This window comes from Pseudomonas sp. BJa5 (assembly GCF_030272875.2).
GTDB lineage: Bacteria > Pseudomonadota > Gammaproteobacteria > Pseudomonadales > Pseudomonadaceae > Aquipseudomonas.
Genome location: NZ_JALRNG020000017.1, coordinates 94,497 through 110,615 on the forward strand (window position 1 = coordinate 94,497; position 16,119 = coordinate 110,615).

Annotated in this window: 13 protein-coding genes; 8 read left to right on the top strand and 5 right to left on the bottom strand. The window is 63.7% G+C overall.

All coding sequences use genetic code 11. The annotated features are described in order from the left end of the window. Nucleotides 1-109: 109 nt before the first annotated feature. On the top strand, nt 110-1,084 hold the full coding sequence (gene cysB, locus M2D63_RS12315) for an HTH-type transcriptional regulator CysB (protein WP_285863194.1): 975 nt from the start codon (nt 110-112) through the stop codon (nt 1,082-1,084). Nucleotides 1,085-1,140: 56 nt separating this feature from the next. Here the strand turns inward: cysB and M2D63_RS12320 are convergent, their stop codons facing one another. Further along, nucleotides 1,141-1,875, bottom strand: coding sequence for a phosphoadenylyl-sulfate reductase (locus M2D63_RS12320; RefSeq protein WP_285863195.1), 735 nt, complete (start codon nt 1,873-1,875; stop codon nt 1,141-1,143). Between the two features lie 129 nt (nt 1,876-2,004). Between M2D63_RS12320 and thrH the strand changes: the two genes are divergently transcribed. Further along, the gene (gene thrH, locus M2D63_RS12325; protein ID WP_285863196.1) at nt 2,005-2,622 is read left to right on the top strand and encodes a bifunctional phosphoserine phosphatase/homoserine phosphotransferase ThrH; all 618 of its coding nucleotides are present in this window, start codon (nt 2,005-2,007) and stop codon (nt 2,620-2,622) included. A gap of 73 nt (nt 2,623-2,695) precedes the next feature. On the opposite strand, the gene pabB is transcribed toward thrH, so the two are convergent. From pabB to M2D63_RS12345, 4 genes are all read right to left on the bottom strand, one after another. Then, nucleotides 2,696-4,039 (bottom strand): aminodeoxychorismate synthase component I, encoded by a 1,344-nt coding sequence (pabB, locus tag M2D63_RS12330; RefSeq protein ID WP_285863197.1) that lies wholly within the window; start codon nt 4,037-4,039, stop codon nt 2,696-2,698. 132 nt (nt 4,040-4,171) lie between these two features. Continuing rightward, nucleotides 4,172-5,149, bottom strand: a complete 978-nt coding sequence (locus M2D63_RS12335; RefSeq protein ID WP_285863208.1) for an alpha-L-glutamate ligase-like protein — start codon at nt 5,147-5,149, stop codon at nt 4,172-4,174. A 2-nt stretch (nt 5,150-5,151) separates the two neighbouring features. Next, entirely contained in the window at nt 5,152-6,684 is a 1,533-nt protein-coding gene (locus tag M2D63_RS12340; protein ID WP_285863198.1) for an inactive transglutaminase family protein, read from the bottom strand. 5 nt (nt 6,685-6,689) lie between these two features. Next, nucleotides 6,690-7,226: an ATP-dependent zinc protease gene (locus M2D63_RS12345; protein ID WP_285863199.1), complete on the bottom strand. Its 537-nt coding sequence runs from the start codon at nt 7,224-7,226 to the stop codon at nt 6,690-6,692. 294 nt (nt 7,227-7,520) lie between these two features. Here M2D63_RS12345 and M2D63_RS12350 point away from each other — a divergent pair, with 294 nt between their 5' ends. From M2D63_RS12350 to prpD, 6 genes are all read left to right on the top strand, one after another. Further along, nucleotides 7,521-8,231, top strand: coding sequence for a GntR family transcriptional regulator (locus M2D63_RS12350; RefSeq protein WP_285863200.1), 711 nt, complete (start codon nt 7,521-7,523; stop codon nt 8,229-8,231). Next, on the top strand, nt 8,228-9,118 hold the full coding sequence (gene prpB, locus M2D63_RS12355; protein WP_285863201.1) for a methylisocitrate lyase: 891 nt from the start codon (nt 8,228-8,230) through the stop codon (nt 9,116-9,118). Before M2D63_RS12350 ends, prpB begins: the two co-directional genes overlap by 4 nt. A gap of 129 nt (nt 9,119-9,247) precedes the next feature. After that, entirely contained in the window at nt 9,248-10,375 is a 1,128-nt protein-coding gene (prpC, locus tag M2D63_RS12360; RefSeq protein ID WP_285863202.1) for a 2-methylcitrate synthase, read from the top strand. Nucleotides 10,376-10,503: 128 nt separating this feature from the next. Beyond that, a complete protein-coding gene (gene acnD / locus M2D63_RS12365; protein WP_285863203.1) occupies nt 10,504-13,092 on the top strand; it encodes a Fe/S-dependent 2-methylisocitrate dehydratase AcnD in 2,589 nt (862 codons plus the stop codon). A gap of 110 nt (nt 13,093-13,202) precedes the next feature. After that, entirely contained in the window at nt 13,203-14,393 is a 1,191-nt protein-coding gene (gene prpF / locus M2D63_RS12370; protein ID WP_285863204.1) for a 2-methylaconitate cis-trans isomerase PrpF, read from the top strand. Between the two features lie 51 nt (nt 14,394-14,444). Then, nucleotides 14,445-15,929, top strand: coding sequence for a 2-methylcitrate dehydratase (prpD, locus tag M2D63_RS12375; protein WP_285863205.1), 1,485 nt, complete (start codon nt 14,445-14,447; stop codon nt 15,927-15,929). Nucleotides 15,930-16,119: the final 190 nt, after the last annotated feature.

The following is a 16,119-nucleotide window of genomic DNA, read 5'->3' on the forward strand; positions in this document are numbered from 1 at the left end:
ATTTCCGATTACACTGCCAAAATAGTTCTAGATTTATTCTTCAAACCACTAATATAGTTATAAATCGTCGCTGCTGCCGGTGACGCCCCCGCTGATTTGAGGGATACCTATGAAGCTTCAACAATTGCGCTACATCTGGGAAGTGGCGCACCACGACCTCAACGTCTCCGCGACAGCGCAGAGCCTGTATACGTCCCAGCCGGGCATCAGTAAACAGATCCGCCTGCTCGAAGACGAACTGGGCGTGGAAGTGTTCGCCCGCAGCGGCAAGCACCTGACCCGGGTGACCCCGGCGGGCGAGCGGATCATCACCACCGCCGGCGAGATCCTGCGCAAGGTCGAGAGCATCAAGCAGATCGCCCAGGAGTTCTCCAACGAGAAGAAGGGCACCCTGTCGATCGCCACCACCCACACCCAGGCGCGTTATGCCCTGCCGCCGGTGATCAGCAGCTTTATCAAGCAATACCCGGAAGTGGCCCTGCACATGCACCAGGGCTCGCCCATGCAGATCGCCGAAATGGCCGCTGACGGCACCGTGGATTTCGCCATCGCCACCGAAGCCCTGGAGCTGTTCGGTGACCTGGTGATGATGCCGTGCTACCGCTGGAACCGTTGCGTGGTGGTACCGCAAGGCCATCCGCTGACCAAGCTGCCCAAGCTCACCCTCGAAGCCCTGGCCGAATACCCGATCGTCACCTACGTGTTCGGTTTCACCGGCCGCTCCAAGCTCGACGAGGCCTTCAGCCACCGCGGCCTGACCCCGAAAGTGGTGTTCACCGCCGCCGACGCCGACGTGATCAAGACCTACGTGCGCCTGGGCCTGGGTGTGGGCATCGTGGCCAAGATGGCGGTCGACACCAAGCTCGACAGCGACCTGGTGGTGCTCGATGCCAGCGAGCTGTTCGAGTCCAGCGTGACCAAGATCGGCTTCCGCCGTGGCACCTTCCTGCGTGGTTTCATGTGCGACTTTATCGAGAAGTTCGCCCCGCACCTGACCCGCGAAGTGATGGCCAAGGCCATCCAGTGCCACAACAAGCAAGAGCTTGAAGAGCTGTTCGAAGGCGTCGAACTGCCGGTGCACTGATCCAGGCGGCAGCGATAAAAAAACCGGCTCCAGGCCGGTTTTTTCATGGCTGGATTTCAGCCCTTGGTAATCAGGTTGCCGGCGTGCAGCCCGCATTCCTTCTGGGTCGACTCTTCCCACCACCAGCGGCCCTCGCGCTCGTGCTGGTTGGGCAGCACAGGGCGGGTGCAGGGTTCGCAGCCGATGCTGATGAAGCCGCGCTCGTGCAGGCTGTTGTAGGGCAACTCGAGCATGCGGATGTAGCCCCAGACTTCCTCGCTGGTCATCTGTGCCAGCGGGTTGAATTTGTACAGGGTGCGCTCGGGGGTGGAGAAGGCGCTGTCGATCTCCAGGGCCGCCACCTGGCTGCGGGTGCCCGGGCTCTGGTCGCGGCGCTGGCCGGTGGCCCAGGCGCTGACGGTGCTCAGCTTGCGGCGCAGCGGCTCGATCTTGCGGATGCCGCAGCATTCGCCGTGGCCGTCCTTGTAGAAGCTGAACAGGCCCTTTTCCTTGACGAAGGGGTCGAGCTTGCTGCGATCGGGGGAGAGGATCTCGATCGGCAGGTTGTAGTGTTCGCGCACCTGGTCGATGAAACGGTAGGTCTCCGGGTGCAGGCGACCGGTGTCGAGGCTGAACACCTTGACGTTCTTGTTCAGCTTCCAGGCCATGTCCACCAGCACCACGTCTTCGGCGCCGCTGAAGGAAATCCACAGGTCATCGCCAAAGTGCTCGAAGGCGAGCTTGAGGATGTCCTGCGGGGACTTGTTGGCATAGGTCGCGGCCAGGGCGGCGACGTCGAAGGGTTGGCTCATCAGGCGGCTTCCGGTCATTGAATGGCGCTTGGCGCTCGTAATACCCCGATCTTAACAAAAATTGCCCGGGTCGACGCCGCGCATGTAGAGTGCGGCTTCCCATTTTTGGCGTTGTTCGAGGAGTGTGCTGTGGAAATTGCCTGTCTCGACCTGGAAGGCGTGCTGGTCCCGGAGATCTGGATCGCCTTCGCGGAAAAAACCGGAATCGAATCCTTGCGGGCCACTACCCGTGACATTCCCGATTACGACGTGCTGATGAAGCAGCGCCTGCGCATTCTCGATGAGCATGGGCTGAAGCTTTCCGATATCCAGGCGGTGATCGCCACGCTCAAGCCGCTGGACGGCGCCATTGAATTCGTCGACTGGCTGCGCGAACGCTTCCAGGTGGTGATCCTCTCCGACACCTTCTACGAGTTCTCCCAGCCGCTGATGCGCCAGCTGGGCTTCCCGACCTTGCTCTGCCACCGCCTGATCACCGACGAGAGCGACCGGGTGACCGGCTACCAGCTGCGTCAGAAAGACCCCAAGCGTCAATCGGTGCTGGCGTTCAAGAGCCTGTACTACCGGGTGATCGCGGCCGGTGATTCGTACAATGACACCACCATGCTCGGCGAAGCGGATGCCGGGATCCTGTTCCATGCGCCGGAGAACGTGATCCGCGAATTCCCGCAGTTCCCGGCGGTGCATGATTTCGAAGCGTTGAAGAAGGAATTCATCAAGGCGTCGAACCGTTCGCTGAGCCTGTAAGCGCCCCAATCGCTGGCTACGCCAGCTCCCACAATTACTCCACTGTGGGAGCCGGCGTAGCCGGCGATGCTTTTCAGAGGCCCTGCAAGGTCTCGAGCAGCACCTTGACCTTGGTGATCGACTCCTCGTACTCCGCCTGCCAGTCCGAGTCAGCCACCACCGCGCCGCCACCCCAGCAGCACACCTGCCCATCCTTGACCAGCAAGCTGCGAATGGCGATGGAGCTGTCCATCTCGCCGCGCACGTCCACATACAGCAGCGACCCGCAGTACAGCGCCCGGCGACTGGGTTCCAGTTCGTCGATGATTTGCATCGCGCGGATCTTCGGGGCGCCGGTGATCGAACCGCCGGGGAAGCTGCCGGCAATCAGGTCCAGGGCGTCCTTGCCGGCAGCCAGGCGGCCGGTGACGCTGCTGACCAGGTGATGCACATTGGGGTAGCTCTCCAGGCTGAACAGCTCCGGCACCTTCACCGAGCCGATCTCGCACGTGCGTCCCAGGTCGTTGCGCAGCAGGTCGACGATCATCAGGTTTTCCGCGCGGTCCTTGGCGCTGCTCAGCAGTTCGGCGCCATTGCGCTCGTCGGTCTCAGGGTCGGCGCTGCGTGGGCGGGTGCCCTTGATCGGCCGGGTTTCCACCTGGCCCTGGCTGACCTGGATGAAACGCTCCGGGGAGAAGCTCAGCAGGGCGCTGCCGTCGGTCAGCAGCTGAAAGCCCGAGAACGGTGTCGGGCAGGCTTGGCGCAAGGCCTGGTAGGCGTGCCACGGGTCGCCCTGGCACGGCGCGCGAAAACGCTGGGTGAGATTGATCTGGTAGCAGTCACCGGCATGGATGTACTGCTGCACGCGTTCGAAGGCCAGGTGATAGTCCTCGGCGCTGATGTCGCCACGCATGGGCGCCCGCAGGGAGAACTGTGCCTCGCAGGCCGGGGCGGGCGCTTCGAACAGGGCGATCAGGCGCTGACGTTCGGCCTCGGCCAGGCTTGGGTGAAACAGCAGGTGCGTGCGTTGCAGCAGGTGGTCGCTGATCAGCGCCCAGGCATAGAGCCCGAGGTTTGCGTCGGCCAGGCCCAGGTCGTCGACCGCAAGGCTGGGCAGTTGCTCCAGGCGACGGCCGAAGTCGTAGCTCAGGTAGCCGATCAGGCCGCCGGCAAATGGCAGCTCGACGCCGTCCGGCAGGCTTGCCCGACCCAGTTGCCCAAGGCTTGCACGCAGGCGCTGCAGGTAGGCCTGGCCGTCTTCGCCAGCGTCGGGCGCAAGGGTCTCTAGCGGCCAGGCGCTTTGCAGGTCGAAGCGGCCGCGCTCGGCGGTCGGTCGGGCGCTGTCGAGCAGCACGGCGCCGGGCGCCTGGCGGATATGCGCGAAATAGACGGCGGGATTGGCCTGGTAGGGCAGGGGGTGGAGCGTACAGGTCGGCATGCAAGTAAACAGCTATGGATGCGGGGGAGGCGATTGTAATCCGCTGTAGGAAATGCTCCTAGCCTTGACTACGACCTTGGGTGCCCGGCCCGCGCCAGCCAGGGTTGGCTGACGCGGACAGGCTGTTTGCCTTCAGTTGGACGGCACGTGGCCGAACAGCTCCTGGGCGAAGCGAACGCGCTGCTCGACGCTTTCCTTGACGCCGTCCTTGGCCAGTTGCTCCAGGTGCGCCTCGATGGCGTGGGTGCGTTTGGTCAGGCCGCAGTCGTTGGCGATCTGGATGTTCAGGCCCGGGCGGGCGTTGAGCTCGAGGATCAACGGGCCCTTGTCCTGGTCCAGGACCATGTCGACGCCGATGTAGCCCAGCCCGCACAGCTCGTAGCAGCCGGCGGCCAGCTTCATGAAACCGTCCCAGTTGGGCAGTTGCACGCCGTCCACCGCGTTGGTGGTGTCCGGGTGCTTGCTGATGATGTTGTTCAGCCAGGTGCCGCGCAGGGTCACGCCGGTGGCGAGGTCCACACCCACGCCGATGGCGCCCTGGTGCAGGTTGGCCTTGCCGCCCGACTGGCGGGTCGGCAGGCGCAGCATGGCCATCACCGGGTAGCCCATCAGCACGATGATGCGGATGTCCGGCACGCCCTCGTAGCTGATGCTCTTGAAGATCTGGTCGGGGGTGACCCGGTATTCGATCAGCGCGCGGTCGCGGTGACCGCCCAGGGAGTACAGGCCGGTGAGGATGCTGGAGATCTGGTGCTCGATTTCCTCGTGGCTGATGATCTTGCCCGAGACCGTGCGGTAACGGTCCTCGAAGCGGTCGGCGACCACCAGGATGCCGTCACCGCCGGCACCCTGGGCGGGCTTGACGACGAAGTCGTTGCGCCCGCCGATGATCTCGCCCAGCTTGTCGATTTCTTTCTCGGTGGAGATGATCCCGTACATTTCCGGCACGTGAATGCCGGCCTTGATGGCACGCTCCTTGGTGATGATCTTGTCATCGACGATCGGGTACAGGTGGCGCTTGTTGTACTTGAGGACGTAGTCCGCATTGCGCCGGTTGATACCCATGATGCCCCGGGCCTCCAGGGCTTTCCAGGTTTTCCAGAGTCCGATCATCAGGCGTCAGCCTTCACGAAAGCCTTGAAACGTACCAGCTCCGTCAGGCGGTAGCCGCGGTAGCGACCCATCGCCAGCATGAAGCCCACCAGGATCAGCAATACCGCCGGGAAGGTGAAGACGAAGTACACCAGCTCCGGCACGCTCATCAGCAGGTGCGCCAGGGAAGCGGCGAACAGGGTGCCGATGGCGACCTTCATGGCATGGCCACCGCCACGCTCTTCCCAGGTGATCGACAGGCGTTCGATGGTCATGGTCAGGATCACCATCGGGAACAGCGCTACCGACAGGCCGCGTTCCAGGCCCAGTTTGTGGCTGAACAGGCTGATGGCGGCGATCAGTACCACCACGAAGGTCAGCACCACCGACAGGCGCGGCAGCATCTGCAGCTTCAGGTGCTCCAGGTAGGAGCGTAGCGACAGGCCCAGCGCCGTGATCACGGTGAACAGGATGATACCGAAGCCCAGCTGGGTCTCGCGGAAGGCCAGGGCGATCAGCACCGGGGTGAAGGTACCCAGGGTCTGGATGCCGATCAGGTTGCGCAGCACCAGGATCACCAGCACGCCGATCGGGATCATCACCATGATCATGAAGGTCTGCTGGGTCTGCAGCGGCAGGCCGTAGAGCGAGTATTCGAGGAAGTCGGCGTCGGTGTTCTCGTCGGTCAGCTTGGCCAGGCGGATGGCGTTCATCTCGCTGTTGTTGAGGCTGAAGCTGACGGCAGCTTTCTTGCCGCCATCGACGGTGATCAGGTTGTCGTCACCGGTCCACCACAGCAGGCGGTCCGCCGGCAGGCCCTGTTCGCCGGTATCCGGGTTGAAGTACAGCCAGTCGGTGCCGTTGAAGCTGCGCAGCCACAGTTCAGGGGTTTGCGGCTGGTCGGCGACCAGGCGGATGGTGTGGACTTTCTCGATCGGTACGTGGGCGATGGACAGCAGCAGGTCGATGATCTTGGCCTTGTTCATCGTCGACGGATCACCGGCCAGCAGCAGCTTGACGTTGTCGTCGTTGAGGTTGTTGACCCGCTTGATGGTCTCGCCGACAAAGGTCTCGACGTCGGCCGAGTGCTGGCGGATAGGCGCCATCAGGGCTTCGGCGGCGATCTTCTCCGGGCCTTCCACAGCCAGGCTGTCGCGGAAGGTCGGGCCCTTGATCTTGGCTTTTTCGGTGCTGTAGCGCTTGGTCAGGACCAGGCGGTAGTACAGGGTCTGGTTGCCGCTGGCGCGGCGGGCCGACCAGGTCACCTTGCGGTTGCCGTCGACGCGGTTGACGCTGACCCCGTAGTTGTTGGAGATGAAGCTCTCGTTGAGGCTGACATAGTCACGGTTCAACGGCGGCACGAACATCTGCACCTTGACCGGGTCCTTGGGGTTGGCGACGAACTCGACCTTGGCGTCGATGTTCCACAGGTCATCGGTCTCGTCCTCGGTCACCGGGATGCCGAGGAAGAAGATCTGATAAGCCGTGATCAGAATGCCTAGAAGCACCAGTACGGTGATCAGGACTTTCAGATGAAGGGTAAGAGAGCGCATCGGGATTACTCTGCGGTGGGAGCGTCAGGGGCGCAGGCAGGCTTGCCGGCCGCGTATTTAAGGCTTGGGTCGACCAGTGCATCGAAGTGCTTGAGCGCCTCGGAGCCGATCAGCAGCGGGTACTGGAACGCGCTGCGGTCGGTCAGGTTCACTTCGATGACGCGTTTGGCCGTACCCATGCAGATATTCATTTCGATCACCGGACGGGCGGTATAGGCCTTGCCTTCGTCAGGATTGTAATCGCCGGCGCGTCGCTTGATCTTGCTGACACGGGCCAGGGGTCGTTCTATCGGATGCGCGTGGGCGGCGTCAATCGCCAGGTAGAAGCGCACCCAGGACTCGCCGTTGCGCTTGAAGCGCTTGATGTCGCGGGCACTGAGCGAGGCGGTCTTGGCCCCGGTGTCGAGCTTGGCGGCGACCTCCAGGTCGATATCGGCGAGGCGGGCGTATTCGTTAAGGCCGTAGACGGTCTTTTCCGCGGCCTGGCCCAGGGCAGGCAACATACAAAGGCTGAGCAACAGTAGAAGGGGCGTAAGTCTCATAAATCCTGGCGCGGTGCTGTGCAATGTTCGGGTCAAGGCCACTGGCAGTGCTGCGCAGGCGTCCTCGATGATCGGCCACCAGCACAATTTGATGACAGACACACTATTCGTGCCCCGTGGGGAGGCGCGGCATTCTATCACGCTGATGTCGGGGCGCCAGCGTGCTGCACTCAGACAACACTACAGGTGGTGAAGTTCGTTCTTAGACGATTGTCGACAATATCCATGTTGTCTTTGACTTCGCTTTCGAATTTGGCTAGTTTTGGCCCTATCGATTTATGAGGTGTCGACAATATGCTGGACACAGCCCAAGCCCCCAGCGCGGTAGCCGAGGATTCGGAAACCCTCTCGGAAAACGTCTTCCGCCGTATCCAGGCCGCCATCGTCAAGGGTGAGATCGCCCCGGGCAGCAAGATCTCCGAGCCTGAGCTGGCGCGCACCTACGGCATCAGCCGCGGCCCGCTGCGCGAGGCGATCCATCGCCTGGAAGGCCAGCGCCTGCTGGTGCGCGTGCCCCATGTCGGGGCGCGGGTGGTGTCGCTCAGCCATGCCGAGCTGATCGAACTCTACGAGATCCGCGAATCCCTCGAAGGCATGGCCTGTCGCCTGGCTGCCGAGCGTATGAGCGTAGCCGAGATCGACGAGCTGCGCCGGGTCCTCGATACCCACGAGCGCGACGCCACGTTCCAGGCCGGCCTTGGCTACTACCAGCAGGAAGGCGATTTCGACTTCCATTACCGGATCATCCAGGGCAGCGGCAACCGCACCCTGGTGCAGATGCTGTGCGGTGAGCTGTATCAACTGGTGCGCATGTACCGCATCCAGTTTTCCGCCACACCCAACCGGCCACGCCAGGCGTTCGCCGAACACCACCGGATTCTCGATGCCATCGCCGACCGTGACGGCGAGCTGGCCGAGCTCTTGATGCGCCGTCACATCGGCGCTTCCAAACGTAATGTCGAGCGTCATTACCAGGACGCTGCCAGCCCACGAGGTGAGTCATGAGTCAGAAAAACAGTCCAGGCCAGCGCTTTCGCGATGCCGTCGCCGCCGAACACCCGCTGCAGGTTGTCGGTGCGATCAACGCCAACCATGCGCTGCTGGCCAAGCGTGCCGGTTTCAAGGCCATCTACCTGTCCGGTGGCGGTGTAGCCGCCGGCTCCCTCGGCCTGCCGGACCTGGGCATCAGCGGCCTGGATGACGTGCTGACCGACGTGCGCCGCATCACCGACGTCTGCGACCTGCCGCTGCTGGTGGACGTGGACACCGGTTTCGGTTCCTCGGCCTTCAACGTTGCCCGTACCGTCAAGTCGATGATCAAGTTCGGCGCCGCGGCCATCCATATCGAGGACCAGGTCGGCGCCAAGCGTTGCGGCCACCGTCCGAACAAGGAAATCGTCTCCCAGCAGGAGATGGTCGACCGCATCAAGGCGGCAGTGGATGCCCGTACCGACGACAGCTTCGTGATCATGGCGCGTACCGACGCCCTGGCCGTCGAAGGCCTGGAATCGGCCCTGGACCGCGCTGCAGCGTGCATCGAGGCCGGTGCCGACATGATCTTCCCGGAAGCCATCACTGAGCTGGCCATGTACAAGACCTTCGCCGACCGGGTGAAGGCGCCGATCCTGGCCAACATCACCGAATTCGGTGCCACCCCGCTGTACACCACCGAGGAACTGGCTTCGGTCGACGTTTCCCTGGTGCTCTACCCGCTGTCGGCGTTCCGCGCCATGAACAAGGCGGCCGAGAATGTCTACACCGCGCTGCGCCGCGACGGCACCCAGAAAAACGTCGTCGACACCATGCAGACCCGCATGGAGCTGTACGAGGCCATCAATTACCACGCGTTCGAGCAAAGCCTGGACGCCCTGTTCGCGCAAAAGAAAGGGTGAGTGACCCCGTCGCGGGGCAAGCCCGCTCCCACACAGCCTGTAGGAGCGGGCTTGCCCCGCGATGAAACCGACACTGTCACCCAGGATTAGCCTGAAGATTCCATAACAAATTCAAGAGTGGAGAAAGACATGGCCGAAGCAAAAGTACTCAGTGGTGCCGGCCTGCGTGGTCAAGTGGCCGGGCAGACCGCACTGTCGACCGTAGGACAAGCCGGTGCCGGCCTGACCTACCGTGGTTATGACGTCCGTGACCTGGCCGCTGGCGCCGAATTCGAAGAAGTGGCCTACCTGCTGCTGTACGGCGAGTTGCCGACTGCCGCTCAACTGGCCAGCTACAAGGCCAAGCTCAAGACCCTGCGCGATCTGCCCCAGGCCCTGAAGGAAGTGCTCGAGCGCATCCCGGCAGACGCTCACCCGATGGACGTGATGCGTACCGGTTGCTCGGTACTCGGCACCCTGGAGCCGGAGCTGACCTTCGAGCAGCAGCGCGACAAGACCGACCGTCTGCTGGCGCTGTTCCCGGCGGTGATGTGCTACTGGTACCGCTTCACCCATGACGGCGTGCGCATCGAGTGCACCAGCGACGAAGACACCATCGGCGGCCACTTCCTGCACCTGCTGCATGGCAAGAAGCCGAGCGCGCTGCACGTCAAGGTGATGAACGTCTCGCTGATCCTCTACGCCGAGCACGAGTTCAACGCCTCGACCTTCACTGCCCGGGTCTGCGCCTCGACCCTGTCGGACCTGTACTCCTGCATCACCGCCGCCATCGGCTCGCTGCGCGGCCCGCTGCACGGTGGCGCCAACGAAGCGGCGATGGAGCTGATCGAACGCTTCCAGAGCCCGCAGGATGCGGTGGCCGAGCTGCTGCAGATGCTCGAGCGCAAGGACAAGATCATGGGCTTCGGCCATGCCATCTACAAAGAGTCCGACCCGCGCAACGAGGTGATCAAGGGCTGGTCGAAGCAGCTGGCCGATGAAGTGGGCGATACCGTGCTGTACCCGGTCTCCGAAGCCATCGACAAGACCATGTGGGAGCAGAAGAAGCTGTTCCCCAACGCCGACTTCTACCATGCCTCGGCGTACCACTTCATGGGCATCCCGACCAAGCTGTTCACCCCGATCTTCGTCTGCTCGCGCCTGACCGGCTGGGCGGCCCACGTGTTCGAACAGCGCGCCAACAACCGCATCATCCGTCCAAGCGCCGAGTACACCGGCGTCGAGCAGCGCAAGTTCGTGCCAATCGAGCAACGCTGAGACCACCCTGTGGGAGCGGGCTTGCCCCGCGATCGCGATCTGCCTGGTGCATCGCATCGCGGGACAAGCCCGCTCCTACCAGGGAGGCAAGCCTGCCACCGACCTTACCGTGATTGAGTCCCTGTGCCATGAATACTGAATTTCGCAAGAACCTGCCGGGCACTGGCCTGGATTATTTCGACGCCCGTGCGGCAGTCGATGCCATCAAGCCCGGCGCCTATGACCGTCTGCCCTACACCTCGCGGGTACTGGCGGAAAACCTGGTGCGCCGCTGCGATCCGGCCACCCTCAACGATTCCCTTGGCCAGTTGATCGAGCGCAAGCGCGACCTCGACTTCCCCTGGTTCCCGGCTCGCGTGGTGTGCCACGACATCCTCGGCCAGACCGCGCTGGTGGACCTCGCCGGCCTGCGTGACGCCATTGCCGACGGCGGCGGCGACCCGGCCCAGGTCAATCCGGTGGTGCCGGTGCAACTGATCGTCGACCACTCCCTGGCCGTCGAATGCGGTGGTTACGACCCGCAAGCGTTCGAGAAGAACCGTGCCATCGAAGACCGTCGCAACGAAGACCGCTTCCACTTCATCAACTGGACCAAGAAGGCGTTCAAGAACGTCGACGTGATCCAGCCCGGCAACGGCATCATGCACCAGATCAACCTGGAGAAGATGTCGCCGGTCATTCACAACGACCGTGGCGTGGCCTACCCGGACACCTGCGTCGGCACCGACAGCCACACCCCGCATGTCGATGCCCTGGGCGTGATCGCCATCGGCGTCGGCGGCCTGGAAGCCGAGAACGTCATGCTTGGCCGCGCCTCCTGGATGCGCCTGCCGGAAATCGTCGGCGTCGAGCTGTCGGGCAAGCCGCAGCCGGGCATCACCGCCACTGACGTGGTACTGGCCCTGACCGAGTTCCTGCGCAAGGAAAAGGTCGTCGGTGCCTACCTGGAATTCTACGGCGAAGGCGCCCGTGCCCTGACCCTGGGCGACCGTGCGACCATCTCCAACATGGCCCCTGAATACGGCGCCACCGCGGCGATGTTCTCCATCGACCAGCAGACCATCGACTACCTCAAGCTCACTGGCCGCGAAGACCAGCAGGTCAAGCTGGTGGAAACCTACGCCAAGGAGGCCGGCCTGTGGTCCGACAGCCTGGCCAACGCCGAATACGAGCGCGTACTGCGCTTCGACCTGTCCAGCGTCGTGCGCAACATGGCCGGTCCGTCCAACCCCCACGCCCGTGTCGCCACCAGCGACCTGGCCGCCAAGGGCATCGCCGGGCAGTGGCAGGAAGAGCCGGGGCTGATGCCTGACGGCGCGGTGATCATCGCTGCCATCACCAGCTGCACCAACACCAGCAACCCGCGCAACGTGATCGCCGCGGGCCTCCTGGCGCGCAACGCCAACAAGCTGGGCCTGACCCGCAAGCCGTGGGTCAAATCGTCCCTGGCGCCGGGTTCCAAGACCGTCGAGCTGTACCTCAAGGACGCCGGCCTGAACGAAGAGCTGGAGCAGCTGGGCTTCGGTATCGTCGCTTTCGCCTGCACCACCTGCAACGGCATGTCCGGTGCCCTGGATCCGAAGATCCAGGAAGAAATCATCGAGCGCGACCTGTACGCCACCGCCGTGCTGTCGGGCAACCGCAACTTCGACGGCCGTATCCACCCTTACGCCAAGCAGGCCTTCCTGGCCTCGCCGCCGCTGGTGGTGGCCTACGCCATTGCCGGCACCATCCGCTTCGACATCGAGAAGGATGTACTGGGCGTGGTCGACGGCAAGGAAATCCGCCTCAAGGACATCTGGCCGAGCGACGAAGAGATCGACGCGGTGGTCAAGGCAGCGGTCAAGCCCGAGCAGTTCCGCAAGGTCTACATCCCGATGTTCGCCATCCAGGAAGACACTGGGCCGAAGGTCGAGCCACTGTACGACTGGCGCCCGATGAGCACCTACATCCGCCGTCCGCCGTACTGGGAAGGCGCCCTGGCCGGCGAGCGCACGCTCAAGAGCATGCGTCCTTTGGCGGTGCTGCCGGACAACATCACCACCGACCACCTGTCGCCCTCGAACGCCATCATGCTCGACAGCGCCGCCGGTGAATACCTGGCGAAAATGGGCCTGCCGGAGGAAGACTTCAACTCCTACGCGACCCACCGTGGCGACCACCTGACCGCCCAGCGCGCCACCTTCGCCAACCCGAAACTGTTCAACGAAATGGTCCAGGAAAACGGCAAGGTCAAGCAGGGTTCCCTGGCGCGGATCGAGCCGGAAGGCAAGGTCACCCGCATGTGGGAAGCGATCGAGACCTACATGGATCGCAAGCAGCCGCTGATCATCGTCGCCGGTGCCGACTACGGCCAGGGCTCGTCCCGTGACTGGGCGGCCAAGGGCGTGCGCCTGGCGGGTGTCGAGGCCATCGTCGCCGAAGGTTTCGAGCGTATCCACCGCACCAACCTGGTGGGCATGGGCGTGCTGCCGCTGGAGTTCAAGCCGGGCGTCAACCGCAAGACCCTGGAGATCGACGGCACCGAGACCTTCGACGTGATCGGCGAGCGTACCCCGCGTGCGACCCTGACCCTGGTGATCACCCGTCACACCGGCGAGCGCGTCGAAGTGCCGGTGACCTGCCGCCTGGACACTGCCGAAGAAGTCTCGATCTACGAAGCGGGCGGCGTGCTGCAGCGCTTCGCCCAGGACTTCCTCGAGTCGGCGGCGGTTTGATCCACTGAGGCACAGGCAACACCTCCCCCTGTGGGAGCGGGCTTGCCCCGCGATTGGCTACCCCATCGCAGGGCAAGCCCGCTCCTACACGATTACAGGACAAGCTCAACATGGCTCATGTACCTCAAGTTAGAATCCCCGCCACCTACATCCGTGGCGGCACCAGCAAAGGCGTGTTCTTCCGCCAGGACGACCTGCCCGAGCGCGCCCAGGTCCCGGGGCCAGCCCGTGATGCACTGCTGCTGCGGGTGATCGGCAGCCCCGATCCCTATGGCAAGCAGATCGACGGCATGGGCGGCGCCACCTCCAGCACCAGCAAGACCGTGATCCTGTCGCGCAGCGGCAAGGCCGACCACGACGTCGACTACCTGTTCGGCCAGGTGTCGATCGACAAGGCCTTCGTCGACTGGAGCGGCAACTGCGGCAACCTCTCGGCGGCGGTCGGCTCCTTCGCCATTGCTGCCGGCCTGGTCGACGCCAGCCGGGTGCCGGAAAACGGCATCGCCACCGTGCGCATCTGGCAGGCCAACATCGGCAAGACCATCATCGCCCACGTGCCGATCAGCAACGGCGAAGTCCAGGAAACCGGCGACTTCGAACTGGACGGCGTGACCTTCCCGGCCGCCGAAGTGCAGCTCGAATTCATGGATCCGGCGGCCGACGAAGACGGCGAGGGCGGTTCGATGTTCCCCACCGGCAACCTGGTCGACGACCTGGTGGTGCCAGGTGTCGGCACCCTCAAGGCGACGATGATCAACGCCGGCATCCCGACCATCTTCGTCAATGCCGCCGATATCGGTTACACCGGCACCGAACTGCAGGATGCGATCAATGGCGATGTCGAGGCCCTGGCCCGCTTCGAGACCATCCGTGCCCACGGCGCCGTGCGCATGGGCCTGATCGCCCACGTCGATGAAGCCGCCAAGCGCCAGCACACGCCGAAAGTCGCCTTTGTCGCGCCGCCGACCACCTATCAGTCGTCCAGCGGTAAAACCGTGGGCGCCGCCGACGTTGATCTGTTGGTACGCGCGCTGTCCATGGGCAAGCTGCACCACGCCATGATGGGTACCGCGGCGGTGGCCATCGGTACTGCAGCCGCGGTGCCGGGCACCCTGGTCAACCTGGCCGCCGGTGGCGGCGAGCGCAGTGCCGTACGTTTCGGCCACCCTTCCGGCACCTTGCGCGTTGGCGCCGAAGCCCGCCAGGTGGACGGCGAATGGAGCGTGACCAAGGCCATCATGAGTCGCAGTGCGCGCATACTGATGGAAGGTTGGGTGCGGGTGCCGGGTGATGCCTTCTAAGCGGTAGCGGCGCTCGGCTCTCTGTTTACCTTGTCGACAGAGGGATGTGAAATGAGTGCCAACGTTGATCTGAACGACCGCCCCGACTACGACCGGGTGCTGCAGGACATCGCCGACTATGTCCTGGGCTACCAGGTCGACTCGGTGGAAGCGCTGGACACGGCGCGCAACTGCCTGATGGACACCCTGGGCTGCGGCCTGCTGGCGTTGCGCTTTCCCGAATGCACCAAGCACCTGGGACCGTTGGTGGAGGGCACGGTGGTGCCGTTCGGCGCCCGGGTGCCCGGCACCAGCTACCGCCTGGACCCGGTCAAGGCGGCCTGGGACATCGGTTGTATCGTCCGTTGGCTCGACTTCAACGACACCTGGCTGGCCGCCGAGTGGGGGCATCCCTCGGACAACCTCGGCGGCATCCTGGCGGTGGCCGACCACCTCTCGCAAAAGCGCGTGGCCAATGGCGAAGCGCCGTTGAACATGCGTGCAGTGCTCGACGCCATGGTCATGGCCCACGAGATCCAGGGCGTGCTCGCCCTGGAGAATTCCTTCAACCGCGTTGGCCTGGACCATGTGCTGCTGGTCAAGGTGGCGTCCACGGCTGTGTGCGCACGGCTGATGGGGGCCAACCGCGAGCAGTTGCTGTCGGCGTTGTCCCATGCCTTTGTCGACGGTCAGGCGCTGCGCACCTACCGTCATGCGCCCAATGCCGGCTCGCGCAAGTCCTGGGCGGCGGGGGATGCCTCCAGTCGCGGCGTGCGCCTGGCGGACATCGCCCTGCGCGGCGAGATGGGCGTGCCCGGGGTACTGAGTGCGCCGCAGTGGGGCTTCTACGACGTGCTGTTCAGCCATACCAACAAGGACCTGGCGCTCAAGCCCCAAAGCCAGCGAGTCTTCAGCCTGCCCCAGCCGTTCGCCAGCTATGTGATGGAGAACGTGCTGTTCAAGATCAGCTTTCCCGCCGAATTCCACGCCCAGACCGCCTGCGAGGCGGCGGTGGCCCTGCACCCGCAGGTGCGTGATCGCCTGGAGCAGATCGACAGGATCGTCATCACCACCCATGAGTCGGCGATCCGCATCATCTCCAAGGTCGGCAAGCTGGCCAATGCTGCCGACCGCGACCACTGCATCCAGTACATGACGGCCGTGCCGCTGATCTTTGGCAATCTGGTGGCCGAGCACTACGAGGATGAGTTCCACGCCGCCCACCCGCTCATCGACCGGCTGCGCGAGAAGATGGAGATCGTCGAGGAGCCGCGCTTTACCCGTGAATACCTGGAGGCCGACAAGCGTTCCATTGCCAATGGGGTACAGGTGTTCTTCAGCGATGGTTCGAGCACCGCACAGGTGGTGGTGGAGTACCCGATCGGTCATCGCCGCCGTCGGGCGGAAGGAATTCCGATGCTGGAGGAGAAGTTCAAGGCCAACCTGGCGACCCGTTTTGCCGGGCAGCGGGTGAGTGAGATTTTCACGCTGTGCAAGAACCAGCAGGCGCTCGAAGCGACGGCGGTGCACAGGTTCATGGATCTGTTTGTGATTTGATGGGGGCTGTGGGAGCGGGCTTGCCCCGCGATTGCAGGTTGCCTGGTACATCGTATCGCGGGGCAAGCCCGCTCCCACAAGCCCAATAAAAAACCCCGCCGATTGGCGGGGTCTTTTTTACCCAGGGTTCAGCTTACGCTTGAACGACCGGGATGTTGGCGCTCGCCGCCGCTTCGCGGAACTCGGCGAT